Annotated in this window: 24 protein-coding genes and 2 pseudogenes; 9 read left to right on the forward strand and 17 right to left on the reverse strand. The window is 60.4% G+C overall.

Features of this window, described 5'->3' with window-relative positions; all coding sequences use genetic code 11:
- The first annotated feature begins 121 nt into the window (after positions 1-121).
- Positions 122-1012, forward strand: coding sequence for a pseudouridine synthase (locus AC1DKH_RS25160; protein WP_477799625.1), 891 nt, complete (start codon positions 122-124; stop codon positions 1010-1012).
- An 84-nt stretch (positions 1013-1096) separates the two neighbouring features.
- Here AC1DKH_RS25160 and AC1DKH_RS25165 read toward each other — a convergent pair whose 3' ends face one another.
- Positions 1097-1318: a YgdI/YgdR family lipoprotein gene (locus AC1DKH_RS25165; protein ID WP_007994800.1), complete on the reverse strand. Its 222-nt coding sequence runs from the start codon at positions 1316-1318 to the stop codon at positions 1097-1099.
- 78 nt (positions 1319-1396) lie between these two features.
- On the reverse strand, positions 1397-1999 hold the full coding sequence (gene mobA, locus AC1DKH_RS25170) for a molybdenum cofactor guanylyltransferase MobA (RefSeq protein ID WP_477760123.1): 603 nt from the start codon (positions 1997-1999) through the stop codon (positions 1397-1399).
- 81 nt (positions 2000-2080) lie between these two features.
- Here mobA and moaB point away from each other — a divergent pair, with 81 nt between their 5' ends.
- Both moaB and AC1DKH_RS25180 read left to right on the forward strand, forming a co-directional pair.
- On the forward strand, positions 2081-2620 hold the full coding sequence (gene moaB / locus AC1DKH_RS25175) for a molybdenum cofactor biosynthesis protein B (RefSeq protein WP_223456911.1): 540 nt from the start codon (positions 2081-2083) through the stop codon (positions 2618-2620).
- Positions 2604-3830: a molybdopterin molybdotransferase MoeA gene (locus AC1DKH_RS25180; RefSeq protein ID WP_477799626.1), complete on the forward strand. Its 1227-nt coding sequence runs from the start codon at positions 2604-2606 to the stop codon at positions 3828-3830. The genes moaB and AC1DKH_RS25180 overlap by 17 nt, the downstream gene beginning before the upstream one ends.
- Before the next feature lie 64 nt (positions 3831-3894).
- On the opposite strand, the gene AC1DKH_RS25185 is transcribed toward AC1DKH_RS25180, so the two are convergent.
- On the reverse strand, positions 3895-4209 hold the full coding sequence (locus AC1DKH_RS25185) for a hypothetical protein (RefSeq protein ID WP_477754956.1): 315 nt from the start codon (positions 4207-4209) through the stop codon (positions 3895-3897).
- 209 nt (positions 4210-4418) lie between these two features.
- On the opposite strand from AC1DKH_RS25185, the pseudogene AC1DKH_RS25190 reads away from it, so the two are divergent.
- Positions 4419-4529 (forward strand): annotated as a pseudogene (locus AC1DKH_RS25190) (lipid kinase YegS); the annotation flags it as partial.
- On the opposite strand, the gene AC1DKH_RS25195 reads toward AC1DKH_RS25190, so the two are convergent.
- The 3 genes from AC1DKH_RS25195 to AC1DKH_RS25205 form a co-directional block, all read right to left on the reverse strand.
- Positions 4491-5150: a response regulator gene (locus AC1DKH_RS25195; protein WP_477760592.1), complete on the reverse strand. Its 660-nt coding sequence runs from the start codon at positions 5148-5150 to the stop codon at positions 4491-4493. The pseudogene AC1DKH_RS25190 and the gene AC1DKH_RS25195 sit on opposite strands and share 39 nt — an antisense overlap.
- The gene (locus tag AC1DKH_RS25200) at positions 5147-6040 is read right to left on the reverse strand and encodes a sensor histidine kinase (protein ID WP_477799640.1); all 894 of its coding nucleotides are present in this window, start codon (positions 6038-6040) and stop codon (positions 5147-5149) included. Before AC1DKH_RS25200 ends, AC1DKH_RS25195 begins: the two co-directional genes overlap by 4 nt.
- A 395-nt stretch (positions 6041-6435) precedes the next feature.
- Positions 6436-6906: a hypothetical protein gene (locus tag AC1DKH_RS25205; protein ID WP_477754958.1), complete on the reverse strand. Its 471-nt coding sequence runs from the start codon at positions 6904-6906 to the stop codon at positions 6436-6438.
- Between the two features lie 464 nt (positions 6907-7370).
- On the opposite strand from AC1DKH_RS25205, the gene AC1DKH_RS25210 reads away from it, so the two are divergent.
- Together AC1DKH_RS25210 and AC1DKH_RS25215 are read left to right on the forward strand one after the other, a co-directional pair.
- The gene (locus tag AC1DKH_RS25210; protein ID WP_218427764.1) at positions 7371-8306 is read left to right on the forward strand and encodes a chemotaxis protein CheV; all 936 of its coding nucleotides are present in this window, start codon (positions 7371-7373) and stop codon (positions 8304-8306) included.
- A gap of 83 nt (positions 8307-8389) precedes the next feature.
- Positions 8390-9196 carry an MOSC domain-containing protein gene (locus AC1DKH_RS25215; protein ID WP_477799627.1) on the forward strand — a complete coding sequence of 269 codons (807 nt, stop codon included), beginning with the start codon at positions 8390-8392 and terminating at the stop codon, positions 9194-9196.
- Between the two features lie 97 nt (positions 9197-9293).
- Here AC1DKH_RS25215 and ppnP read toward each other — a convergent pair whose 3' ends face one another.
- The 8 genes from ppnP to AC1DKH_RS25255 form a co-directional block, all read right to left on the reverse strand.
- A complete protein-coding gene (gene ppnP, locus AC1DKH_RS25220; protein ID WP_007940055.1) occupies positions 9294-9578 on the reverse strand; it encodes a pyrimidine/purine nucleoside phosphorylase in 285 nt (94 codons plus the stop codon).
- A 69-nt stretch (positions 9579-9647) separates the two neighbouring features.
- Positions 9648-10190, reverse strand: coding sequence for a 3'-5' exonuclease (locus AC1DKH_RS25225; protein ID WP_477754961.1), 543 nt, complete (start codon positions 10188-10190; stop codon positions 9648-9650).
- Positions 10191-10260: 70 nt separating this feature from the next.
- A complete protein-coding gene (locus AC1DKH_RS25230) occupies positions 10261-12222 on the reverse strand; it encodes an acetyl/propionyl/methylcrotonyl-CoA carboxylase subunit alpha (protein WP_477799628.1) in 1962 nt (653 codons plus the stop codon).
- 117 nt (positions 12223-12339) lie between these two features.
- Positions 12340-13137 (reverse strand): enoyl-CoA hydratase/isomerase family protein, encoded by a 798-nt coding sequence (locus tag AC1DKH_RS25235; RefSeq protein WP_477799629.1) that lies wholly within the window; start codon positions 13135-13137, stop codon positions 12340-12342.
- Entirely contained in the window at positions 13134-14291 is a 1158-nt protein-coding gene (gene atuD / locus AC1DKH_RS25240; protein WP_477799630.1) for a citronellyl-CoA dehydrogenase, read from the reverse strand. The genes AC1DKH_RS25235 and atuD overlap by 4 nt, the downstream gene beginning before the upstream one ends.
- Positions 14292-14316: 25 nt before the next feature.
- Positions 14317-15933, reverse strand: coding sequence for a geranyl-CoA carboxylase subunit beta (atuC, locus tag AC1DKH_RS25245; protein WP_477799631.1), 1617 nt, complete (start codon positions 15931-15933; stop codon positions 14317-14319).
- Between the two features lie 3 nt (positions 15934-15936).
- Positions 15937-16806: an SDR family oxidoreductase gene (locus tag AC1DKH_RS25250; RefSeq protein WP_477754966.1), complete on the reverse strand. Its 870-nt coding sequence runs from the start codon at positions 16804-16806 to the stop codon at positions 15937-15939.
- A gap of 12 nt (positions 16807-16818) precedes the next feature.
- Entirely contained in the window at positions 16819-18621 is a 1803-nt protein-coding gene (locus AC1DKH_RS25255; protein ID WP_477799632.1) for an acyclic terpene utilization AtuA family protein, read from the reverse strand.
- 177 nt (positions 18622-18798) lie between these two features.
- On the opposite strand from AC1DKH_RS25255, the gene AC1DKH_RS25260 reads away from it, so the two are divergent.
- From AC1DKH_RS25260 to AC1DKH_RS25270, 3 genes and pseudogenes are all read left to right on the forward strand, one after another.
- Positions 18799-19425: a TetR/AcrR family transcriptional regulator gene (locus AC1DKH_RS25260; protein ID WP_477760589.1), complete on the forward strand. Its 627-nt coding sequence runs from the start codon at positions 18799-18801 to the stop codon at positions 19423-19425.
- A 93-nt stretch (positions 19426-19518) separates the two neighbouring features.
- Positions 19519-20337 carry a substrate-binding periplasmic protein gene (locus tag AC1DKH_RS25265; protein WP_477799633.1) on the forward strand — a complete coding sequence of 273 codons (819 nt, stop codon included), beginning with the start codon at positions 19519-19521 and terminating at the stop codon, positions 20335-20337.
- 75 nt (positions 20338-20412) lie between these two features.
- Positions 20413-20553 (forward strand): annotated as a pseudogene (locus tag AC1DKH_RS25270) (GNAT family N-acetyltransferase); the annotation flags it as partial.
- Between the two features lie 126 nt (positions 20554-20679).
- Here AC1DKH_RS25270 and dsbG read toward each other — a convergent pair.
- From dsbG to dsbD, 3 genes are read right to left on the reverse strand one after another with little or no spacing between them, the layout of a single operon-like run.
- A complete protein-coding gene (gene dsbG, locus AC1DKH_RS25275; RefSeq protein WP_477756476.1) occupies positions 20680-21447 on the reverse strand; it encodes a thiol:disulfide interchange protein DsbG in 768 nt (255 codons plus the stop codon).
- Positions 21423-22277, reverse strand: coding sequence for a TlpA family protein disulfide reductase (locus AC1DKH_RS25280; protein WP_477799634.1), 855 nt, complete (start codon positions 22275-22277; stop codon positions 21423-21425). The genes dsbG and AC1DKH_RS25280 overlap by 25 nt, the downstream gene beginning before the upstream one ends.
- Positions 22277-24013: a protein-disulfide reductase DsbD gene (dsbD, locus tag AC1DKH_RS25285; protein ID WP_477799635.1), complete on the reverse strand. Its 1737-nt coding sequence runs from the start codon at positions 24011-24013 to the stop codon at positions 22277-22279. Before dsbD ends, AC1DKH_RS25280 begins: the two co-directional genes overlap by 1 nt.
- Positions 24014-24141 lie beyond the last annotated feature (128 nt).

The following is a 24141-nucleotide window of genomic DNA, read 5'->3' on the forward strand; positions in this document are numbered from 1 at the left end:
AATCTCCTCCAGGGGGCGCTCCCGATTAGTTTTCACGGGAACACTAATTGATAACGCCCCCTAGGTTCATTCCCCTTGCTGTTGGATAATGCCGCTCTGCACTGAGGGTTAGAGCTTTCGTATGTCCACTTCTTCTTTTTCCGCGGCACACAGTCAGGCCAGTACGCTCTACTTGCCACCCGGCCCGTGGCATACCGTTGTCGATTGCCTGTGCGAGCATTTCAGCGCCATCGGTCGCGAACAATGGCTGGACAGAATTGCCCGTGGCCGGGTCCTCGATGGGCAGGGCATGCCGATAGCCCTCGATCTGGCCTACAAGGAAGGTTTGCGGATTCATTATTTTCGCGAAGTGCCGGATGAAAAGCCGATCCCGGTGATCGAGTCGATCCTGTACGCAGACGAGCATCTGGTGGTGGCCGACAAACCGCACTTTCTGCCCGTGACGCCGGCTGGCGAATACGTCGAACAGACGCTGCTCAGGCGCTTGATCCGTCGCCTGGACAATCCGCATCTGGTGCCATTGCATCGCATCGACCGGCATACCGCAGGGCTGGTACTGTTTTCCGCCAATCCGCAGAGTCGTTCGGCTTATCAGTCGTTGTTTCCAACCCGGCAGATCGAAAAGCGTTACGAGGCCATCGCTGCGGCGTTGCCTGAACTTGCTTTCCCGCTGGTTCATAGAAGCCGACTGGTCGATGGCGAACCGTTCTTCCGCATGCAGGAGGGCCCCGGGGCCAGCAACACCGAGACTGCGGTCGAAGTCAGGGAAAAACAGGGGGATCTCTGGCGTTATGGTCTTTACCCGGTGACGGGCAAGAAACATCAGTTGCGGGTACATATGGCGGCGTTGGGGGCCGGTATCTGCAATGATCCGTTTTACCCCGAGGCGCTCAAGGATGCGCAGGATGACTACGCCAATCCATTGAAACTGCTGGCTCAGGGGCTGAAATTTATCGATCCGGTCACAGGCGAGGCGCGAGAGTTCGAGAGTGAAATCACCCTGCAATGGTGATCACAAAGCTACCCTGAAGCGCTGTTCTTCAGGCATGAAAAAGCCCGCATCAAGCGGGCTTTTCTGTATCCGGCGGTGCCAGGATTACAGCTCTTTAACGGTACGAACCTGGTCTTTGTTGATGCGGGTCTGTTTGCCGTCGAGCTGTTCGAATTCGTAGAAACCGGAATCCTTGTCGAACTGTGGCGTGTCGACGGCCTGGATTTCGCGACCGTCATTCAAGGTGATCACCGTAGGCGATGCGCAACCGGCGAGGGTGGCGAGGCCGAGTGCAAGCATGAAAGTGGCGAGGGTCCGTTGAGTCATGAGTGTGTTTCTCCGAATAAGAAATCTTTGGTTACCGAACTTGAGACGTGCACCATTCGCGCAAGTTCCTGATTAATCTCAGTCTGACACAGTGTCGTGACCGCTTAACAGTTCCGGCGTGTTGAGGTTGGCCAGCCGAGGGTCCTTGTCGGGGCATTGCAGTGCGGTCGCACCGAGCTTGCGCATCAACCGGCCAGGGCTGCGCTCACCTTCGTTCCAGGCGTTTTCAAATGCTGCCCTGTGTAGCACAGGAATCACGCACAACAACGGTTCCCAGTGGTCATCATGCCGCACCATCAGCGGCTTGTCCGGATGCAGGTTGGCGGTCTCGCGCATATTGTCGATCAGCGCCGCATCGATGCCCGGAACGTCACAGGGCAAGACCAGCAGATGGCTATGGCGAGCAGCTTTCAGGCCAGCGCGAATACCGGCCAGCGGCCCGGGGAAGTCACCTTCATCATCGTGGACCAACTGGTCGGCGTAGGGCGCGTACTTCTCAAGGTTGCGATTGCAGGAGATGATCAGGTCATCGCTCAGCGGGCGGGTCTTGCGATGCAGATGTGCAATCAGGGGTTCGCCCTGCCAGTCCAGCAACCCTTTGTCCCGACCACCCATACGTTGGCCGCGACCGCCCGCCAGGAGCAGAATGGAGCAGGGTGGCAATTGTGAATTCGAGGTCATGGCAGGTCTCCATGGGAGCGGCGAAAAAACGGAGCGCTGTGATATAACACCGGGCTGTTTCTCCTACAACTGGACGAGCCTATGAAAGCCAAGGCTGATGTACCTTTCGCACCGCTGAATATTGCAGTGCTGACTGTCAGCGATACCCGCACACTGGAAACCGACACCTCAGGTCAGGTCTTTGTCGACGGCTTGACCGCCGCCGGTCATTACCTGGCAGCCCGGGTGTTGCTCAAAGATGACCTCTACAAAATTCGCGCGCAAGTCGCCAACTGGATTGCCGACGATGTCGTACAGGTTGTGCTGATCACCGGCGGCACCGGTTTTACCGGGCGTGACAGCACACCGGAAGCCGTCGGCTGCCTGCTGGACAAACAGGTTGATGGATTTGGTGAACTGTTCCGCCAGATCTCGGTTGCCGATATCGGCACTTCGACCGTTCAGTCCCGGGCGTTGGCCGGTCTGGCCAACGGCACGCTGGTTTGCTGCTTGCCGGGCTCCACCAATGCCGTGCGCACCGGTTGGGACGGCATACTGGCCGAGCAACTGGATTCGCGGCATCGGCCGTGCAATTTCGTGCCTCACTTGAAACAGGCAGCGCCTTGTGAATCCCGTGGGTAAGCCTGGCAAGACTGGCAGCCTGATGCCCGTCGAGCAGGCGTTGGCACGCTTGCTGGAAATGGCCGAGGCTACAAGGATTGTCGAGCGCGAACGCTTGCCGTTGGCACAGGTACAGGGGCGTGTACTGGCTGAAGACCTGGTGTCGACCCTTGACCTGCCACCCTGGCCCAACAGTGCCATGGATGGTTTTGCCTTGCGCATGGCGGACTGGACGGGAGAGCCGTTGGTGGTCAGTCAGAAGGTGTTTGCTGGCCAGGCCCCCGATCCGTTGCTGCCAGGAACCTGTGCGCGCATTTTCACCGGGGCGCCTGTTCCCGCCGGTGCCGATTGCGTCGAGATGCAGGAAAATGTCGAGGTTCAGGCGGATGAGCGAGTACGTTTCACTGAAGCCTTGACCCAAGGTCAGAACATCCGTCCGCAAGGCCAGGAAACCACCGTCGGCGAGCTGATTCTGCCGGCAGGTACGCGGTTGGGGCCGATCGAGCAAGGATTGGCTGCCTCATTGGGGTGCGCTGAGCTGGAGGTGGTTCGCAAGGTGCGTGTGGCGGTGCTGTCCACCGGCGACGAATTGATTGAGCCTGGGCAGACGCTGGGGCCGGGACAGATCTACAACAGCAACCGGGTGTTGTTGTGCAGCTGGTTGCTGCGTTTGGGGTGTGAGGTCGTCGACGCGGGAATTCTTCCTGACAATCTGCAAACCACTCGTTCCCGATTGGGTGAATTGAAGGATGTCGACCTGATCCTCTCGACCGGTGGCGTATCGGTAGGGGAAGCCGATTTTCTGGGTATCGCCTTGCGCGAAGAGGGCGAATTGACGCTGTGGAAACTCGCCATCAAGCCCGGTAAACCGTTGACCTTCGGACATTTTCGCGGTGTGCCGGTGATTGGCTTGCCGGGCAATCCGGCATCGACCCTCGTGACTTTTGCATTGTTGACCAGGCCCTATCTCCTGCGCCGTCAGGGTGTAGAAGAAGTCGAGCCGTTGAAGGTGCAGGTGCCGGCAGGGTTTGACTGGCTCCAACCTGGCAATCGGCGTGAGTATTTGCGCGGACGGCTGGAAAACGGCAGGGCGACGATCTACAAAAACCAGAGTTCTGGCGTATTGCGTAGCGCTGCCTGGGCTGATGGATTGGTAGAAGTCCTGGAAGGTCGCACGCTGGTTCAGGGCGATAGCGTTTTCTTCATTCCGCTGAGTGAAGTTCTGAGCTGATAGTTTCAGCGGCTTGGTCACACAAAACCCGGTTGATTGAACCGGGTTTTGTGTCGAAGGCCACTCAATGCGCCAGAAGCAATGAAATAACCTGCTCGAAACGGCTATTGGCGATCCAGCCAAGGAGGCCGAGGATCACGGCTGTTCCGCAGGCGGAATAGGCAAGCCTGTGCTTGATGGATTTGACGTCATCCAGGACTTCGTCCATGTCCCTGCGTAAGCTCTTGAGGTGTGTTTCCAGCTCGGTGACGCGAGGTTCCATATCAACTTCTCCCGTGGCTTTTGTGCTGTTGCGGTATTCAGCTCGATGGCCTGCATTTTTATTATCTGTGAGCGGCAAGACCGAAATGGCCGGTGATCCGAGGTTTTGGCTTTGCATGGCACGTCCTTGTGGTGTCCTGCTGTAGCCCCCAAAAGTCTACCAATTCAGGTTTCCGGTCAATTGAGCCGATTCCTCACTTTTTGTAAGAAAAATCCTGCCGTGTGGGGGGATCAAGACTGTCCGACTGGAAGTCATTCGTTTTCTTGCGACTTTTAACGGCGGAGGGCTTCTGGCGTCGACAGCATGTTTATTCGTGTGCGCCTGCCCTGGAAGGGGACAACTTGCGTTTCTCGGTTCGCCCGGCGGCGTTACTCGTGCATCTGCCTGAGGTTTCGCCCCTAGTCGTCAAGGCTGATGATTTGTTCGCGCACGGCAAACAGCACCAGGCCGGCCACATCGTAGATCTGCAGACGCTTCATGATCTGCGAACGGTGAGTTTCTACGGTCTTGACGCTCAGCCCCAGGCCATTTGCGATCTCTCGAGTGGATTTTCCGCGAACGATCAACCGCAAGATTTCCAGCTGACGTGCCGTCAGGTTGTGCGAGTCGGCAGGTTCGGGTGGGTGCTTCTGGTTTCGGGTCAACGCCTGGTTGATCACCGTGTGGGCAATGGCCGGGCTCAGATAGCGCTCGTTGTTGCGCAAGGCCTCCAGCGCGTGCTCGAGCTCGGTCGCCGTGGTGTCCTTGAGCAGGTAGCCATGGGCTCCGGATTCCAGCGCCTGCATGATCAGGGCCGGGTCGGTGTGCATCGAGAGGATCAGGACCTTGCTCTGCGGGCGCACCCGCTTGAGTTGCTGCAAGGCTTCGAGCCCACCGGTCTGGCGCATCGAAATGTCCAGCAGGACAATATCCGGGGACAGGTGCGCGACCATCTCGAGCAACTGCGAGCCGTCACTGGCCTCACCGATGACGGCGTAGCCGGGCAGGTCCATTACCAGGGCGCGCACGCCAGCCCTGATCAGCGAGTGGTCATCCACCAGTAGTAAATTGCAAGTCAATGCATAACCTTATTCGAACTGGCCCGTTCGAGCGCACGGGGCGCCCAGGGAAAAAGAGCTTCGATCTGGGTGCCTTTGCCAGGCTCGCTGGTCACGGTCAGCGTGCCACCCAGTTGATCGATCCGTTCCGACATCCCGGCCATACCGCGTTGTCCTTCACGACCGGGGTCGGTTGCAGGCGCGAAGCCTTGACCATCATCGCTGATCTGCAACTTCAGGCCTTGTGGCAGACGCTGCAGGCATACCAGCAGGTTCTTGGCCTGGGCATGTCGAAGGATGTTGGTGACCGCTTCCTGGGTAATACGGAAAGCGGCCACGGCCATTTCCTCCGGTATGCCGGTCAGGCGTTGCTGGCATTCCAGGCTCCAGTGCAGCGGGGTGTTGGCCAGGCTCTTGAGCAGGTGCGCGCGCAGACTGGCTTCCAGCCCGAGGCTGGTCAACTGCCGGGGATTGAGAATGGCGGATACGTCACGAACTTTGGTCAGGGTTTCTTCCAGCGTGTCGCAGAGGACCGAGCATTGCTCCTGGAGTTCTTCAGGCATCCGGCGTTTGAGCCAGTCACTTTGCAGTTTTGCGGCGGTCAGCAATTGACCGATGTCGTCATGCAGTTCCCGGCTCAGCCGGTGACGCTCGTTTTCCTGAACCTGCAACAGCCGGTCGGCCAGTTCCTGGGGCTGGAATTTGATGGATTTGCGCGAGAGGCAGTACTGCACGGCTGCACTGGTCAGCGCCGCAACGTTGAGCACCAGCAATGACAGGGGCAACGGGATGGACAAGCCATAGGCCAACAGACTGCCGAGCGTCGAGCAGGCGCATAACAACAGCGTGAATGTGCGTGCATTTTCTCGGGAAGGTGGCCACGTGGCGATTGACTTGAGGCTGGCGTGCATAGCGGATGGAGCCAATGGATTTTCGCTGCGGGCAGACCGGTCATGCTGGCTGACAGGCCCCTGTTTTTTAATCTGGAGCGTCGACTTCAACGGGGTGTACTTTTTTGGAGAAATCAGCCCCAAACTGTCCGGCTGCAACCACACTGCCACTAATTGGCGTCAACTAACAGGCGGCATAGTAGCACTTAAGATACCGCTGGTCGCGTCCGTATATATGTCCGAAAAGTCAGGAGTCCAGTCGTTGGACGCTGCTTCCATAAAGAAACAAGTTGGTTGATGTGTTTGTTAAAAGAGGTCGTTTATAGCTATGAAAAAATCAATTGCGACATGTGTGCACTCAAGTTACAGCGCGGTATTGATAACCAAAGCACGCCATACGACATGGTTCGGCAAGTTCAGGCCTGTCGCTGCGAATAGGAAACGAGGGTGAGCGGCCTGGAATTGATCGGTGGTTGAAATCGGCTTTGCCCGACCTGAAAGGCAAAGGCTTCAATAAGGGTGACCTGCTCACTGTCGTCGAGACTGAGCTGTCCGGTGGTCTGGTCGATGAGTTCAAGTTGCCAGGCAATCAGGGTCAGGCAGTCTTTCAAGGCACTCAGCGCCTCGTCGTGCAGGCTCATGGTGTTCTGGGCGTGGTTCAGCAGGCCATGAATATGCAGAGAGAATTCAGACACGGCCGCCAACGCCAGGGCATCGGCCTTGTTGGCCAGCTTGAGCAGTGTGCTGAGCATGCAGTCGATGGCGTCCTTGTCATTGCTGATCAGCTGCAGATGACTCAGGCATTCCTCGGTTTTGGCCAGGAGTGTTTGCGCCTCGACGAGGAACTCCGTGAGCCGCTGGGTCCACTCTTTACGGTCGTTCGGCATACTTATCTCCACAACGTCATGTCAAATGAGGGGGATATCGAGTGTGTCGACGAGGGCGCTCGGGACCCCGGCATTGCCGAGTCGTCGGGTGAACGAGCTTCGGCTGGCCCGCAGGCAGGCAGGGGAACACGAGAGGGTGGTTGGCCACTTACTTGCGATCGCACACAAAAGCCTGACTCCGTTCATGCAATGAGAATGGCGTCACATTAATGGCTATTGGATATTGCGAATATCAGGTTGCACCTGATTGTTGATAGGGGAATCCCTTACGCAGCGGAACCTATCGCGTGAGTTGTGGTCGTGTGGCGCAGAAGTGCGGCAGATGTAATCGCAGCGCCAGTAAAGCATGATGTTAATGTGACATCAATGCCTGGGCGTGGCATTTTAGAGTGGGTCAAGCTTCGGCAAAAACAGCCGATAACATTCTTTAAGTGAATTCATCCGAACAAGACCAGGAGTCATTGATGGCCGGCATTCTCGACACGGTAGACCAACGCACGCAACTGGTGGGTGAGAATCGCCTGGAAATTCTCATGTTCCGGCTCGCCGGACGGCAATTGTTCGCGATCAACGTCTTTAAAGTACAGGAAGTCTTGCAGCTGCCAAAGTTGACGCTGATGCCACAGCGCCATCCTTTTGTGTGCGGCGTGGTCAACCTGCGTGGCCAGACCCTGCCGGTGATCGACCTGTCCCAGGCCATCGGCATGCGCCCGTTGGTGCCGGGGCCTGGCAGCACGATTATCGTCACCGAATACAACCGTTCGGTGCAGGCCTTCCTGGTCGGAGGCGTGGACCGGATCGTCAACATGAACTGGGAAGCCATCCTGCCGCCACCGAGCAGTGCCGGCCGCCAGCACTACCTGACGGCCATCAGCAAAGTCGATGATCAACTGGTGGAAATCATTGACGTCGAAAAGGTCCTGGCCGAAATCGTCCCGTACAACGCCAAAGTCTCCCGCGACAAGCTCGAAGATCCGGTACTGGAACGTGCCCGTGGCCGTGAGGTGCTGCTGGTGGATGACTCGAACGTAGCCCTGGCGCAATTGCGCGATACCCTGGGACAGCTCGGCGTGAAGATGCACATCGCCAGCGACGGGTTGAAGGCCTTGAACATGCTCAAGGCCTGGGCCGATACCGGCGTGGACATGACCGACAAACTGCTGATGGTCTTCACCGATGCGGAAATGCCGGAAATGGATGGCTATCGCCTGACCACCGAAATTCGCAACGATCCACGCCTGCGCGGCTTGTACGTGGTGCTGCACACCTCTTTGTCCGGCAGCTTCAACGATTCGATGGTCAAAAAGGTCGGCTGCGACAATTTCCTCTCCAAATTCCAGCCGGACAAACTCGTCGACGTGGTGCGCCAGCGCCTGATGCTTGACGAAGTACCGGCCTGATCAGGCCACGGGCAGTTTTTTTGGCCTTTGATTCGGTGATCAAGCTCGTATAGGGTGGCGTTTTGCCTACCAGGGAGCTGGCCATGTTGCGTCTGAGCGCGCTGTATCGTTATCCGTTGAAATCCGCCAAAGGCGAGGCCTTGCAAGCAATCGGTCTCGACAAGTTGGGGCTGGACGGCGATCGGCGCTGGATGCTGGTGGATGAAGCCAGCGGTCGCTTCCTGACCCAGCGTGCAGTGGCGCAGATGAGCCAGCTGTCGGCGTTGTGGAATGCCGAGGGTGGCTTGGCTCTCAGTGCCCCAGGCTTTGCGCCGATCGATATCGCCTTGCCCGATAGCGATGCACAACTGCGAGGCGTGACGATCTGGCGCGATACCTTGCGAGTGCCCGATGCAGGCGATGAAGCAGGGGCCTGGGTCAGCCAGTTCATCGGCAAACCGACACGCCTGGTGCAAGTGCCGCTCGATCGGGCGCGGATGACGGAGGCCGGCTACGGCAAGGATGACGATCAGGTGGCGTTCGCCGATGGCTATCCGCTGTTGATGATTGGCCAGGCCTCTCTCGAGGACTTGTCGCAACGGGTCGGGCGCCCATTGGAGATGCTGCGTTTCCGGCCGAACCTGGTGATCGAAGGCAGTGCAGCGTTCGCCGAGGACGGCTGGAAGCGTATCCGTATCGGCGAGGTCGAGTTCCGCGTGGTCAAGTCCTGTTCACGCTGCATCCTGACCACCATCGACCCGCAGACCGGGGAGCGCAGCGACGATCGTGAACCCTTGGCAACCTTGCAGAAATACCGTGCCCAGGCGGACGGCGCCATGTTCGGCCAGAACCTGGTCAACGACGGCAACGGTCGACTTGAAGTCGGCATGCCGGTGGAGATCCTGGAGTAGAAACTCTCGACTCACCGCCCGCACAACGAAAAATGCCCGTGTCCTGAGACACGGGCATTTTTTTCGCAGTGACTTTTTTCGGTGAAATCCCGCGGGTTTAGCCGCGGTATTCGCACAGGTAGGCAGTGTCGACGGCCACTTTCAGCTGGAACTTGCTGTTGGCCGGCACGTTGAACTGGCTGCCGGCAGCGAAGGTTTCCCAGTCGCTGCTGTCCGGCAGCTTGACGGTCAGTGCACCGCTGACCACGTGCATGATTTCACGCTGGCTGGTGCCGAATTCGTACTCGCCCGGAGCCATGACGCCGATGGTCGCTGGACCTTCTGCGGTGCCAAAGGCGATCGACTTGACGGTGCCGTCGAAGTACTCGTTGACTTTAAACATGGGCGATTCCTCGAAAAGGGCTAAAAAGGGCCGGCCAGTATGCACAAGGCCCTTGGCGTCGTCACCTGTCTAAAGCGGCAGAACCAGCGGCAGCAGGCGTGCGGTATTGCGCGCATCTTCCAGCGCCCGGTGTTGCTGGCCAGTGAACTGCAGGCCGGCCAGTTGCAGAGCGCCGTTGAGTCCTAGCGGGCGTTCCAGGCGTCGGGCCTTGGCAAAGCGCTGTTTGAGGTTCATGTGCGGCACGTTGGCCAGCATGCTGGCGAGTCCCAGCTGCTGCCAATCCTGAAGCAGTTGTTTACGATCGTAATCGCCCCAGCTGGCCCAGCCTTCAAGTCGCACGTGGTGTTGGCCGAGCCAGCGTTCAAACGCCGGCCAGACTTCGCCCAGCGGTTGCGCGGCATCGATGTTGGCTTGGGTGATGTGCGTCAGCTCGCGGCAAAACGGCGTCAGCAACGGCCGCCGCAAAGGCCGGACGAAACGCTGGAACTGGTCCAGTTCGCGTCCCTTGCGGTCCACCAGGGTGGCGCCGATTTCAATGATTTCCATATCCGTTACGGGCCAACCACCTTCATCGGTGGTGGCCTCCAGATCAATGACCAGCCAGTGAGGCATTGCAGGTTTCCTGGTATCCGCGTCCTGTAGGGTTTGAGCGTAGCCAAACCCGGCGGTTCCGCCTAGCGGCTTATTCGACCTCCAACAGAATCTGCCGGTTTTTTACCTGATCCCCGACTTTGACTTGCAGGCGTTTGAGCACACCGTCGATACCCGATTTCAACGGGTGCTCCATTTTCATCGCCTCCAGTACCACCAGCAACTGGCCCTTGCTCACGGGGCTGCCTTCATTGACCAGGACGTCGACAATCGCCCCGTCCATCGGTGCCTTGAGGGTGCCGGAGCTGACACCGGCCTGGCTGGTCACCTGCGCCTGGGTGCGATCCTCAAATTGCAGGCTGCCCGGGCGGGTAAACAGCCAGAGCTGCCCGGCCTCCAGGCGATAAGCGTGGCGCTGGCGGATGCCATCAATCTCAAGGGTGGCCCAGCGTCCGTCGTTGTGGATGATCTTCAGCGCGAGGTTGTGCCCGGCGACCTGAATGTGCAACGGCTCGCCCGGGATTGCCCGCAACGCTACCGGCCAATCCTGATCCTGCAGGCCAATGCGATAGTGCAGTGGCACGCTGGCGTTGTTGCGCCAACCGCAAAGCGCGGCCGGATGAGCCTGCGCTGAGGCCTGATAGAAGAGGGCGGTGGCGATGGCCAGGTGATGCGCGCCTGGGGCTTGGGACTGCAGGCAGGCATGCTCGGAAAAATGCTGCGCGATGAACCCGGTGCTGAAGTCCCCGCAGACGAACTGTGGGTGTTCCAGCAGGCTGGCGAGCAAGCGCTGATTGCTTTGCACGCCCAGCAGCACGCTGTCTTGTACCGCCCGCAGCAATTTGCGTCGGGCTTGCTCGCGGGTGGCGCCGTGGGCGATGAACTTGCCGAGCATCGGGTCGTAGAAGGGGCTGATGATCTGGCCTTCGATCAGGCCGTGGTCGATCCGGACGCCGTCCTGCAATCCCGGTTCCCAGGCCACGACGCGCCCGGTTTGCGGCAGAAAACCCTGAGCCGGATCTTCGGCATACAGGCGTACTTCCATGGCGTGCCCGTGGAGTTGCACCTGCTCCTGGCGCAAGGGCAGCGGCTGCCCTTCGGCGATATTCAACTGCCAGGCCACCAGGTCCAGGCCGGTGATCAGTTCGGTCACCGGGTGCTCCACTTGTAGCCGGGTGTTCATCTCCAGGAAGTAAAACTGCCCGCGTGCATCCAGCAAAAACTCCACGGTGCCCGCACCGACGTACTGCACTGCCCGGCCGGCCTTGAGTGCTGCTTCGCCCATGGCCTGCCGCAGTTCAGGCGTCATCACCGGGCAGGGTGCTTCCTCGATGACTTTCTGATGCCGGCGCTGCACCGAACAGTCGCGCTCGCCGAGGTAAATCAGGTTGCCATGCCGGTCACCGAACAGCTGGACCTCGACGTGACGGGGTTCGACCAATGCCTGTTCGAGAATCAGTTCGCCGCTGCCAAAACCGTTCAGGGCTTCGGAGCGCGCGGTGCGAATCTGTTCCAGCAAGTCGCTGGCGTTGTGCACCAGGCGCATGCCGCGTCCACCGCCGCCCGCACTGGCCTTGATCATCAACGGATAGCCGATGCGTCCGGCTTCGCGGCTCAGGGTCGCGTCGTCCTGCCCGTCGCCTTGATAACCGTCGATGCAAGGCACACCGGCTTCGAGCATGGCGAGCTTCGACAGGCGCTTGCTGCCCATCAGTTCGATGGCCTCGGGGCTGGGGCCGATGAAGGTGATGCCGGCGTCCTGGCAGGCGAGGGCAAACCCGGCGTTTTCCGAGAGGAAGCCGTAGCCCGGATGGATCGCATCCGCGCCCGTGCGCCAGGCCGCGTCGAGGATGGTCTGGACGTTCAGGTAAGACTGGTGCACGGGGGCCGGACCGATGTTGACCGCCTCGTCAGCCATCTGCACATGCAGGGCATTGGCGTCGGCGTCGCTGAACACGGCGACGGTGCGATAGCCCAGGGCCTGGGCCGTGCGCTGGATGCGGCAGGCGATTTCACCGCGGTTGGCGATGAGGATTTTCTTGAGTCCGGGCATGGGTAGGCTCTCTGATTTTTAGCGGTGTCTGGTCGGGCCTCATCGCGAGCAAGCTCGCTCCTACAGGGATTGTGTGTGCATAAATCCACTGTAGGAGCTGGCTTGCCAGCGAAGCTTTTAAGAGGCCCACCCCGGCTTGCGTTTTTGCACGAAGGCCATCGTTCCCTCGACGCCTTCTGCCCCGGTCACCGCTTCGCTGAACCATTCGGCAGCTTGATCCAGCAGGGCATCGGTCGGTTGTCCGGCACTCGCCAGCAAGAGTTTCTTGGTCATCGCATTCGCCCCCGGCGCACAACACAACACATGGGCCAACACCTCATCGAGACGCTCGGCCAGGGCCTGCGGATCATGCTCGACAAAATGCACCAGCCCCATGCGGCGCGCCTGGTGGCCATCAAAGCGGGCCGCGGTCAGGGCCAGTCTTCGGGCCTGGGTCAAACCGATGCGCTGCACCACGAATGGCGCGATCTGCGCCGGCAGCAGGCCGAGGCTGGTTTCCGGCAGGCCGAATTGCGCCTGGTGATCGGCCAGGGCGATATCGCTGACACAGGCCAGGCCGAAACCACCGCCAAGCACCGCGCCTTGCAACACCGTGATCACCACTTGTGGCGCGTGTTGCACCTCTTGCAGCAGCGCACCGAACACCCGGTTCAAATCACAGTGAGCGCTGGAACCCTGAGCACGGGCACTGGCCATGTCCTTGAGATCGCCGCCGGCGCAGAAGTGGCCTCCGGCACCGCCGATCACCAGCGCGCGAACCCCCCGGTCATCGCGCACGGCTGCCAGCACCGAACGCAACTCGGTGACCATCTGCAAGCTCATCGCATTGCGGCTGTCCGGGCGATTGAGGGTGATGTGCAATACGCCGCTGTGCAGTTCCAGCAGCAAGGTCTGGCAAACCGGCAGGCTGCTCATCTCTTTTTCCCCGGCAGGATGCCCATCAGTTTGCAGATGATCCCCAGCATGATTTCGTCGGCGCCGCCGCCAATCGATACCAGCCTCACGTCACGGTAGGCGCGGGCCACCGGGTTGTCCCACATGAAGCCCATGCCGCCCCAATATTGCAGGCAACTGTCGCTGACTTCGCGACCCAGCCGCCCGGCCTTGAGCTTGGCCATGGAGGCCAGGCGCGTGACGTCCTGGCCTTTGACGTATTGCTCGGTGGCCTGATAGACCAGCGCCCGCAGGCTTTCGATTTCGGTTTGCAGTTCAGCCAGGCGGAAGTGGATCACCTGATTGTCGATCAGCGCGTTACCGAAGGTTTTGCGCTCCTTGCAGTATTCGATGGTGCTGTCGACGCAATACTCCAGGCCCTTGATCATGTTGGCCGCGCCGAACAGGCGTTCCTCCTGGAACTGCAACATCTGCATCATGAACCCCGCGCCTTCATGGCCGATGCGGTTGCGTTGCGGTACGCGCACGTTGTCGAAAAACACCTGGGCGGTTTCCGAGCTGCGCATGCCGAGCTTGTCCAGGTGTGAGCTCAAGCTGATGCCCTGCGTGTTCATCGGCACCATGATCAGCGACTTGTTGATGTGCGGTTTGTCGTCCGAGGTGTTGACCAGCAGGCAGATGAAGTCGGCGCTCGGCGAGTTGGTGATCCACATCTTGCTTCCGTTGATCACATAATCATCGCCGTCCTTGCGCGCTGTGGTTTTCAAGCCGGCAACGTCAGAGCCGGCGCCGACTTCGGAGACACCGATGCAGCCGACCTGCTCGCCGCTGATGGCCGGGCGCAGGAATTCGTCGCGCAACTCATCGGAGCCGAACCGTGCCAGCGCAGGCGTACACATATCGGTTTGCACGCCGATGGACATCGGTATGCCGCCGCAGTGAATGGTGCCGAACTCTTCGGCCGCGACGATCGAATAGCTGTAGTCGAGGCCCATGCCGCCGAATTTTTCCGGCTTGGAAATCCCCAGGAGGCCGAGGTCGCCAGCCTTGCGGAAGATATCGTGGATGGGGAAGCGCCCGGCCTTTTCCCATTCCTCGACGTGCGGGTTGATCTCGTGCTCGACGAATTGGCGCACGGTGCGGCGCAGTGCTTCGTGTTCCTGGGTGAAGATCATTTTTATTGTTCTCCTCTGATCGCCCTTAGAAGCGGGCTACACCAAAACTGTTGGCTTGCAGTGGCCGCACTTCGGCCTCATGACAGATATCCAGCAAGTAACCGAGCAAGGTCCGGGTATCGCGCGGGTCGATCAAACCGTCGTCCCACAGGTTGGCGCTGCCATAGAGCGCCGTGGACTGGCTGTCGAGTTTCTGCGCGGTGACCTGTTCGAGCATGTCGAGGATTTTCGGGTCGGGCACCAGGCCGTCCTTGGCCTGTTTGGCCTCGGTGACGATGCGCAGCACTTTGCCCGCTTGCGCACCGCCCATCACGGCGGTGCGGCTGTTGGGCCAGGCGAAGATGAAACGCGGGTCGAGGCCGCGTCCGCACATCGCATAGTTGCCGGCGCCATATGAGCCGCCAACGACGATGCTCAGCTTCGGCACCTGGGCGTTGGCCACCGCCTGGATCATCTTCGCGCCGTGTTTGATCACGCCTTGCTGTTCCGATTCGGTGCCGACCATGAACCCGGTGGTATTGTGGAAAAACAGCAGCGGCGTGCGGCTCTGGTCGCACAGCTGGATGAACTGCGCGGCCTTGCTCGCGCCTTTTGGCGTGATCGGGCCGTTGTTGCCGATGAAGCCACAGGCGCGGCCCTGGATTTTCAGGTGACCGCACACCGTCTGCTGATCGAACTCGCCTTTGAATTCGAGAAAGTTCGAAGCGTCGGCGAGGCGGGCGATGATTTCGCGTACGTCGTAGGGCTTTTTCGGGTCATCCGGGATCAGGCCCAGCAGTTCGTCGATGGGGTAAAGCGGTTCTTCCCAATGCCGTTCGGGCTGGCGGGGCAACTGCTCGTTCCACGGCAGCAGGCTGACAATCTCGCGTACCTGACGCACACCGTCGGCATCGTTTTCAGCCAGGTATTCGGCGGTACCGGCGGTTTGTGCGTGCATCTCGGCGCCGCCCAGTTCTTCATCGGTCGCGACTTCCCCGGTGGCGGCCTTGAGCAATGGCGGGCCGGCGAGAAACAGCTTGGCCTTGCCGCGCACCACCACCACGTAATCCGACAGCCCCGGCTGATAGGCACCGCCCGCCGTGGCCGAGCCGTGCACCACAGTGACCTGCGGCAACCCCATGGCCGACATCCGCGCCTGATTGGCAAAGCTGCGCGCACCTTCGACGAAAATCTCCGCCGCGTAATTGAGGTTGGCACCGCCGCTTTCGGCGAGGGTGATCACCGGCAGTTTGTTTTCCATGGCGATCTGTTGCAGGCGCAGGTATTTTTTCAAACCGCTGGGGGAAATGGTCCCGCCCTTGATTGCGCTGTTGTTCGCCACCACCAGCACCCGCACGCCGCAGACATAGCCGATGCCGGCGATCAAGCCGCCACCGGCGCAGCTGCCGTCCTTGTCGTCGTGCAGCTTGTAGCCGGCCAGGCTCGCCAGTTCAAGAAACGGCGCGCCGGGGTCCAGCAGTAGATTGAGGCGTTCACGGGGCAATAACTGACCGCGTTTTTCGAACCTGGGTTTGGCTTCGGCAGCCTTGTTCAGCAGGTTCTGTTCGAGCACGCGAACCTGCTCGATGGCGCTCAGCATCGCTTCACGGTTCTGGGCGAACGGCTCGCTGTGGGGATCGAGTAACGACTGAATCACCGGCATGGGTTATTCCTTGTCCTTCAGTACGTCTGGTACGTAGGCACGGTGGAAACCGTTGTACGACTCGCTGTTGGTCGCCTTATGAATCGGCCAGGCGCGCCCGCCGAGGCTGGCGGCGCCGTCGATGCGCAAGGTGCTGCCGCTGACGAACGCCGCTGCCGGGCTGAGCAGGAAAACAATCGCCGCGCTGACTTCCGATTCGGTGCCGATGCGCTTGAGCGGCACGTGTTCGCGCAACGTCGGAATCGCAGCCTTGAAGGCGCCTTCGTAAGTGTCCATGCCACTGGAGGCAATCCAGCCCGGCGCCACGGCGTTGACCCGCACCCCGGCATGCCCCCATTCGTACGCGGCGGTCTTGGTCAGATTGTCCATGCCCGAACGTGCCGCGCCGGAGTGGCCCATACCGGGCATGCCGCCCCACATGTCGGCGAGCATGTTGACGATGGCGCCGCCGTGCTTGCTCATGGACTGGTTGAACACTTCCCGGGCCATCAGGAAACCGCCCACCAGATTGGTGCGCATCACGGTTTCGAAACCCTTCTGATTGATCGAGGCCAAGGGCGACGGGTACTGCCCGCCCGCATTATTGACCAGGCCATGAATGGGGCCATGCTTGCGAATCAATTCGCTGACCAGGTGCTGCACCGGTTCTTCCTCGCGGATGTCGCAAACCGCCCAATCGGCCTTGCCGCCGTCTTCGACAATCTCTGCCGCAACGGTTTTCAGCTTGTCGGCCTTGCGCCCGACCAGCAGCACATGGGCGCCGAGGGCCGCCAGTTCGTGGGCGGTGCAGCGGCCGATGCCACTGCCACCACCGGTGACGATGATGTTTTGGCCGGCAAACAAATCGGCTTTGAAAATCGAATCGTAGGCCATGGCGGCAATCCTCTAGTTGAACTGGTCGGCGATGCGCTGCGGCACCGGAATCTGGATTTCCAGCAGTTGCTGGGCGAAGGCTTTGCCTTGCGGATCGATGCGCAAGCTGGCGACACCACCGCCGCCGAGGGCGTTTTCCAGCAGGAAATTCAGGCTGTGACTGGCGGGCAAGTACCAGCGTTCGACTCGCCCGTGGATGGGATCGAGGACGTGGCCCATCCAGTCGACGATCACTTCCGGGGTCAAGGCTTCGGCGATCCATGGCAGGAACTCGGGCTCGCGGGCCATGACGCCGATGTTGCTGTGGTTGCCCTTGTCGCCAGAGCGAGCGACCGCCAGTTTGACCAGGGCCACGCTGGCGTCGGCCAGGCCCGTCGGTTTCGGTGGCGCGAGCGGGGCTGGCAGGTCCAGCGGGTCGAGCACATCGAGGGCGGGCAGGGCACACCGATGGCGCTGGCCCATGCAATCAATGTCCAGCGTGCAGGCGGTTTTGTCGATCAGGAACGAGAACAGCCGGATCAGCGGATACACCGTCGGCCGGCCACCGACAATGCCGGTCAGCCCCGGCGCCATGCCGGTGGCGGCCTGGGCAATTTCCCGGGAGAACACGATCAATGCCTGCTTGTCCGGATGGCGTACTGCGAGTTTGATCACCACTTCGCGGCTGTCCTGACGCTGGCCGTGGGGGCCGTAGGTGGCCTCGCTGCCCAGCAACTCGATATTCACGTCGCTGTAGGTTGCCCAGCCGCGCTGGCGGAACATTTCCGAGGTCTTGTTGATGATCGCCGCGCTGACTCGCCGCGCCTTGTCGACGGCGTCGATGCCGGCAATCAGGCAACTGGCGGTGCAGCGAAAACCATCGGGGTAGGTGGCGCTGACCTTGTATTGAGCGGTCGGCGGCAGGCCTTTGGCGCCGTGCACCTGCACCGCGTTCCTGCCTTGTTGCAGCAGTTTGACCTGAGTGAAATCGCACACCACGTCGGGCAGCAGATACGCGCGGGGATCACCGATTTCGTACAGCATCTGTTCGCCCACCGTCAGCGGCGTGACCAGCCCGCCGGTCCCTTCGGGTTTGCTGACGATGAACTGGCTGTCGGCGCTGACTTCGACGATGGGAAAGCCGATGTGTTCGTAGTCGGGGACGTCGCGCCAATCCGTGAAGTTGCCGCCCGTGCACTGGGCACCGCATTCGATGATGTGCCCGGCCAATGCTGCCTGGGCGAGCTTGTCGTAGTCGTGCCACGACCAGCCGAACTCATGCACCAGCGCGGCGCTGACCACCGCACTGTCGACCACGCGCCCGGTGATCACGATGTCCGCCCCCAGACGCAGGGCTTCGACGATGCCGGGTGCACCGAGGTAGGCATTGGTCGAGACACACATCGATGGCAAAGGTGCGCCGCTGAACATTTCATGAATGCCCAGGTTGCCTAGCTGTTTGAATTGCGGCTGCAGATCGTCACCCAGCAGCACGGCAATCTTCAGGGCCACCCCGGCCTTGTCGCAGGCTGCTTGCAGGGCGGCGGCGCAGGCTTGGGGATTGACCCCGCCGGCATTGCTGATGACCCGGATGTTGTGCGCCGCGATTTGCGGCAGCAAGGGCACGAGGACTTCGATGAAGTCGCCCGCATAGCCGGCCTGGGGATCTTTCATCCGCGCGCCGGCCATGATCGACAGAGTGATCTCGGCCAGGTAGTCGAAGACCAGATAGTCCAGATGCCCGTGTTCCACGAGTTGCGCGGCGGCGGTCGAGGTATCGCCCCAGAAGGCGCTGGCGCAACCGATGCGAATTGTTTTAGGCGCAGTCCATTCCATAGCCACCTCCAACCGAAGTGCGTCGACATTACCAAGCAAGCGCTTGGTTTGTAAATGACTTGATTATCTTCTGCCCAAGCGCTTGCTTGGTTGCATCCATGCGCTTAAATTGCCCGCGCAACTCCGGTGTTTTCGGGGGATTGGCGTTATTGATTGATCGACTGTAGGAGAGAATGGGTGGACGAGCAAAAAGCCCTGAGGGTCATGCGTGAGTTGGTCGACGACGGCCAATTGACCGACCCGGACAGCGCCCGTGGCAAGCTGCTGCAAGTGGCGGCCCACCTGTTCCGCAATAAAGGCTATGAACGCACGACCGTGCGCGATCTGGCTGGCGCCGTGGGTATTCAGTCCGGGAGTATTTTCCATCACTTCAAAAGCAAGGACGAAATCCTGCGCGCCGTGATGGAGGAAACCATACGCTACAACACCGCGTTGATGCGTGCGGCCATCGCCGAGGCCGGCAATGTGCGCGAGCGGGTGCTGGCCTTGATCCGGTGTGAATTGCAGTCGATCATGGGCGGCAGCGGCGAGGCCATGGCCGTGCTGGTCTACGAATGGCGCTCGCTGTCCGAAGACGGCCAGGCCAAGGTCCTGGCGCTGCGGGATATCTACGAAGACATCTGGATGCAAGTACTGGGCGAAGCCAAGACCGCCGGTTTTATCCGCGGCGATGTGTTTATCACCCGACGGTTCCTGACCGGCGCATTGTCCTGGACCACCACCTGGTTTCGCGCCGACGGCAACATGAGCCTCGATCAGTTGGCTGATGAAGCGTTGATTCTGGTGCTGGAAGACCGGCAATAAAGTTGTAATGGCCAGCATTAAACTGGCTAACTGGACAAAACCGCCTAGCTTGAATGCATTGATGCTGTTTTATTGGGGAGTGGGGTTGTTTTGATGGATTCGCCGATTCGGACAGCCTCGCAGCTTTTGCTGGCGATGCTTGCAGCGTCAACGGTGATGCCGTCCCAGGCTGCGCAGCTGGTGCGCATTGGTGCCGCGCACTTTCCGCCCTATACCGTGCGCCCGGAATCCGGGGCCGATACCGGGTTGCTGCCGCAACTGGTCGAGGCTCTGAATGCGTCGCAAAGTGACTACCAGTTTGTCCTGGTGCCCACGTCCATTGCCCGGCGCTTCGGTGACTTCAAACAGGGTCGGGTCGACATGGCCATCTTCGAAAATCCGGCCTGGGGGTGGCAAGACATTCCCCATACTGCCGTCGACATGGGGCTGGAAGACGCCGAGATTTTTGTCGCGCAACGCCTGCCCGATCGACAGCAAAGCTATTTTGCCGACCTGAACGGCAAGCGCCTGGCTCTGTTCAGCGGCTATCACTACGAGTTCGCCAACTTCAATGCCGAACCTCAGTACCTCGCGCAAAACTACAACGCCACGCTGACCTATTCCCACGACAGCAATCTGCTGATGGTGTTACGCGACCGGGCCGACATTGCCCTGGTCACGCGCTCTTATCTGTTCGACTACCTGTTACGCAATAAAAAAGTCGCTGACGAGTTGCTGGTGTCCCAGCGCGTTGACCAGATCTATCATCACTACGCCATTCTCCGTCCGACCGCGCCCATCACTGGTGAGGCCTTCGGCAAGTTGTTGCAAGGCTTGCGGGAAAACGGCCAGATGCTGAGGATTTTCGATCCGTACAAGATTGCGTTGGTGCCGATCCCGCACAACGAACCGGCGCCACAAGTCGCCAATTGACGGTCTTTTCCTAAATTTCCTGCCATGGCTCACGTCACTTTATTGAACTGTCGACGACTATCGTGAGCCCGACCCATGTCCAACCTGAATGACCTGACTGCCCTGTGTCTGCCGACAGGCAGTCGTCTTGCCGCTGATGAAACGCAAAGCCGTCTGAGCCTCAGGCTGGAAGGGCAGCCGATGCTCACCCTGCGGCTGATTCGTGACCCTGAGTTGCTGGAGAATCCTGAGTTTGTCACCCAAGCGCTGCTGGCATTTTTAGCTGAGTGCAATCCGGCGTAGGGTTTGCGAAAAAGATCGTTCGAACGCGGCCCGAGCCTTCGGACGATCTTTTGATCTTGCTTACTTCGGCCCGAGAATCTTCGCCAGTTTGTCCGGCGACGGCGCGCCTTGCTGCTGTTGCAGATTACCCTTGTCGTCCATGTAGAAAATCGCCGGTGTCGCCTGCAACTCCAGCTCTTCCATCAATTGCATGTTGGCCGCGAATTTTGCCTGGATCGCCGGCGGCACTTCCTTCAAGGCCTTGAGCGAGCTGCCCTTGCCAGCGGCTTCGTGATCCTGCAGGGCTTTTTCCGGGTCTTTGGCCGCGAGCAGTGCGGCGGATTTCCCCGGGCTGTCCTCGCGGATGATGCCCACCATGATGTGGCGCAACTGCACCTTGCCGGCCTTGACCCACGGCCGGGCCTGTTCCCAGAACATGTTGCAGTACGGGCAGTTCGGGTCACTGAACAGGTACACCACGCGCGGCGCATCCTTCTTGCCGTCGCCGATCCAGTTGCTGGTTTCGAACTTGGCCCAGACTTCCTTGGCCATCGGGGCATATACCAGTTTCTGCAAGGGTGCGCTGCTCAGGTCATTGCCCTCGGCGTCATACAGGTTGCCCAGCAACACGTGTTTGCCGTCCGGGGTCAGGTACAGCGCCATGCCGCGGCTCTGGTATTGCGCGGCATAACCGCGCAAGCCGTCGGGGGCGTCGAACTGGCCGACGATTTTCGCGCCCTTGGCCTCGATTTTCTTGATGGCATCGGGCAACTCTTCGGCCTGCACCGATGGCAGGTGCAACAGGGCAGCACCGAGGCACAGGGTCAGCAGGTGGCGGAGGCGGGGCATGGCAATTTCCTTGAAGAGGTGGCGGGTACGGTGTCGAAGTTTTCCAGCGCGCGGGCCAGGCTGGCTTCCGACAACTCGCCCAGATGGCTGCCCAGCAGGCGACCTTCGGAGCTGTAGAACAGCGTAGTCGGCAATGCCATGGAGCCGACGGCCTGGCTCAGGCGCCCGCCACCGTCGAACAGCACGTTGGACAGGCTCAGGCCCTGGGTTTCCAGAAAGGTCGCGACGCTTTGCATGCTTTCCGCCTGATTGACGAACAGGAAGGTCAGGTCTGGCCGGTGTTGCTGGGCGTTTTCCAGTACCGGCATTTCCCGGCGGCACGGCGGGCACCAGGTGGCCCAGAGATTGATCACCAACGGGCCGCCCTTGTAGTCGGCCAGTTGCACGGTTTCGCCGGCGGCGTTGCGCAGAGCGATTTCCGGCAGGCGTGTGCCTTGTTCATAAATCGACAGGGAGAACGTCGCCAACAGCCAGAACGCCAGGCCGCTGGTCACGCCAAAGCCCAATGGGCGGCGCAAACCCGGGTGTCGCCAGCCGCGATACAGCGTGGCAAGCAAAACCACAGTCACCCCCGGCCAGGCGAGGAAACCGCCATCGCGCAGGTCGATGATCTGCCACGGATCGTTGCGATAGTGGGCCCAATAGACTGCCACGAAGCTGACCCGGGCCGCCAGCATGCCCAGTAGAAACAGGCTGAACAGTACCGACTCGGGGTTGTCACCGCCACGCTTGGCCACCCGCCAGCCGACAAACGTGGCCAGCGCCAGCGCACTGATCAGCAGCAGATGATTAAGCGCAATGGCAAAGGTGCCGAGGGTGAAGGTCAGCATTAACGGGCGTCTCGGGTGTTGGTCCAGCGTTGCAGGAAAGTATCGGCATCGACCTCCCCAGTGATGCGCTGGCTGCGACGCTCTTCACCGTCAGCGCCAATCCACAGCAGGCTGGGTGGCCCTGGCACTTTGTAACGGCCGAGCAGTTCGCGGCTGGCGGCATTGTCGGCGGTGACGTCCAGTCGGAGCAAGCGCACGTCGCTCAGGGCTTCCATGACATTGGCTTTGCCGAACACCTGTTTTTCCATGACCTTGCACGACACGCACCAGTCGGCATAGTAGTCCAGCAGCACCCACTGGCCCTGAGCCTGCGCGGCGTCGAGTTCCCGTTGCAGTGCCTGCGGATCCTTGATGGTGGTGAAGGCATCGTGGCCAACCGGCACCGCGGCCACCGCCTGGTTCGAGGAGCGGAAGACTTGCAACGGCTTGAACGGATCGTCACTGCCACCGGCCGCACCGATCACCAGCATGCCACCCCACAATCCGAGCAACAACGAACTGGCACCAAACAGGTGCGCGATGCGACCGAAACCTTCCGACTGTTTCCAGGCGCTGTAGGCCGCGATCAACAGCAGCGCACCGCACAAGCCGACCCACAGGGACTCGTCCAGCACCGGGCGCAGCATCAGCAACGCGGTGGCGAGGAACAGAAAGCCGAAAATGCCTTTGACCAGGTTCATCCAGGCGCCGGGTTTGGGCATGAAGCGATTGCCGACGGTCACCAGCAACAGCAGCGGCACGCCGATACCGATGCCCATGGCGAACAGAATCAATCCGCCATGCAACGCGTTACCGCTTTGCGCGATGTAGAGCAGGGCACCGGCCAGCGGTGCGGTCATGCACGGGCCGACCAGCAGGCCGGACAGCGCCCCCAGCACCCCGGCGCCGATCAGATTGCCGCCACGTTGATTGCGCGAAACGTTTTCCAGGCGATCGCGTACGGCCACCGGCAGTTGCAGTTCGAAGTAGCCGAACATCGGCAGCGCCAGCAGCACGAAAATCGCCGCGAAACTGCCCAGCAGCCAGGGGTTCTGCAACCAGGCTTGCAGGTTCGCCCCGAGGGAGGCGGCCAGGACACCCATCGCCGCATACACCAGGGCCATGCTGACCACGTAACTGCTGGCCAGGGCGAATCCGCGTTTGGGCGTGGCGCCGCTGCCGACGATCAACCCGGCCAGAATCGGCAGCATCGGCAATGAACAAGGCGTGAAGGCCAGCAACAGGCCCAGGCCGAAGAACAGCAAAAGGCTCCAGCCCAGCGCCCGTTGTTGCAGGCTGCTGGCCAGCGCCTGGTCCGGTGCCTCATTGGCCGCACTCTGCGCATTGGCATTGCCCAGGTCCACGACTCTGGTTTGCGGCGGATAACATAAACCGGCATCGGCACAACCCTGGTAGCTGACCTTGACCGTGCCGCTGGCACCCACCGGAATCTTCAGTTCCAGACCCTGACGGTAGACTTGCTGTTCACCGAAAAACTCGTCGCTGTGGGCTTCACCTTCCGGCAACGCGGGATGCTGCCCGACAGGCAATCCGTCGAACTTCAAGCGTTTCTGGTACAGGTAATAGCCGTCGGTGATCTGCCAATAGAGCTGGGTTTCACCGGATTCCAGGCGTTCGGAGGTAAACGTGAATGCTTTATCAACCGGGAGAAATTCAGGTTTGGTGTCGAACGGATTGGTTCCCGCCTGGGCCAGGCCCGCGATCAAGAGGGTAAAAAGTACAAACAGACGATGCATGGATAAGCCTTTGCCCTGTGCTAATGAGGTGCACAGTGGCGGGTGGCGATTAACCGATGATTAACCGCCCCGGCCTTGTGGCGGTGGCGCTTGCGGCATAATGTCGACTTAATCGGTCAATGGCTTAA

Source organism: Pseudomonas sp. 05L36, from assembly GCF_056398125.1.

Coding starts and splice junctions, on each gene's coding strand:
- AC1DKH_RS25225 (WP_477754961.1), bottom strand. CDS start 10,190: ATGCCTCACTGGCTGGTCATTGATCTGGAGGCCACCACCGATGAAGGT.
- atuD (WP_477799630.1), bottom strand. CDS start 14,291: ATGATCTTCACCCAGGAACACGAAGCACTGCGCCGCACCGTGCGCCAA.
- AC1DKH_RS25200 (WP_477799640.1), bottom strand. CDS start 6,040: ATGCACGCCAGCCTCAAGTCAATCGCCACGTGGCCACCTTCCCGAGAA.
- AC1DKH_RS25230 (WP_477799628.1), bottom strand. CDS start 12,222: ATGCCCGGACTCAAGAAAATCCTCATCGCCAACCGCGGTGAAATCGCC.
- AC1DKH_RS25205 (WP_477754958.1), bottom strand. CDS start 6,906: ATGCCGAACGACCGTAAAGAGTGGACCCAGCGGCTCACGGAGTTCCTC.
- AC1DKH_RS25185 (WP_477754956.1), bottom strand. CDS start 4,209: ATGCAAAGCCAAAACCTCGGATCACCGGCCATTTCGGTCTTGCCGCTC.
- AC1DKH_RS25210 (WP_218427764.1), top strand. CDS start 7,371: ATGGCCGGCATTCTCGACACGGTAGACCAACGCACGCAACTGGTGGGT.
- ppnP (WP_007940055.1), bottom strand. CDS start 9,578: ATGTTTAAAGTCAACGAGTACTTCGACGGCACCGTCAAGTCGATCGCC.
- AC1DKH_RS25165 (WP_007994800.1), bottom strand. CDS start 1,318: ATGACTCAACGGACCCTCGCCACTTTCATGCTTGCACTCGGCCTCGCC.
- AC1DKH_RS25265 (WP_477799633.1), top strand. CDS start 19,519: ATGGATTCGCCGATTCGGACAGCCTCGCAGCTTTTGCTGGCGATGCTT.
- AC1DKH_RS25215 (WP_477799627.1), top strand. CDS start 8,390: ATGTTGCGTCTGAGCGCGCTGTATCGTTATCCGTTGAAATCCGCCAAA.
- AC1DKH_RS25235 (WP_477799629.1), bottom strand. CDS start 13,137: ATGAGCAGCCTGCCGGTTTGCCAGACCTTGCTGCTGGAACTGCACAGC.
- moaB (WP_223456911.1), top strand. CDS start 2,081: ATGAAAGCCAAGGCTGATGTACCTTTCGCACCGCTGAATATTGCAGTG.
- AC1DKH_RS25255 (WP_477799632.1), bottom strand. CDS start 18,621: ATGGAATGGACTGCGCCTAAAACAATTCGCATCGGTTGCGCCAGCGCC.
- mobA (WP_477760123.1), bottom strand. CDS start 1,999: ATGACCTCGAATTCACAATTGCCACCCTGCTCCATTCTGCTCCTGGCG.
- AC1DKH_RS25280 (WP_477799634.1), bottom strand. CDS start 22,277: ATGCTGACCTTCACCCTCGGCACCTTTGCCATTGCGCTTAATCATCTG.
- AC1DKH_RS25250 (WP_477754966.1), bottom strand. CDS start 16,806: ATGGCCTACGATTCGATTTTCAAAGCCGATTTGTTTGCCGGCCAAAAC.
- AC1DKH_RS25160 (WP_477799625.1), top strand. CDS start 122: ATGTCCACTTCTTCTTTTTCCGCGGCACACAGTCAGGCCAGTACGCTC.
- atuC (WP_477799631.1), bottom strand. CDS start 15,933: ATGCCGGTGATTCAGTCGTTACTCGATCCCCACAGCGAGCCGTTCGCC.
- dsbG (WP_477756476.1), bottom strand. CDS start 21,447: ATGCCCCGCCTCCGCCACCTGCTGACCCTGTGCCTCGGTGCTGCCCTG.
- dsbD (WP_477799635.1), bottom strand. CDS start 24,013: ATGCATCGTCTGTTTGTACTTTTTACCCTCTTGATCGCGGGCCTGGCC.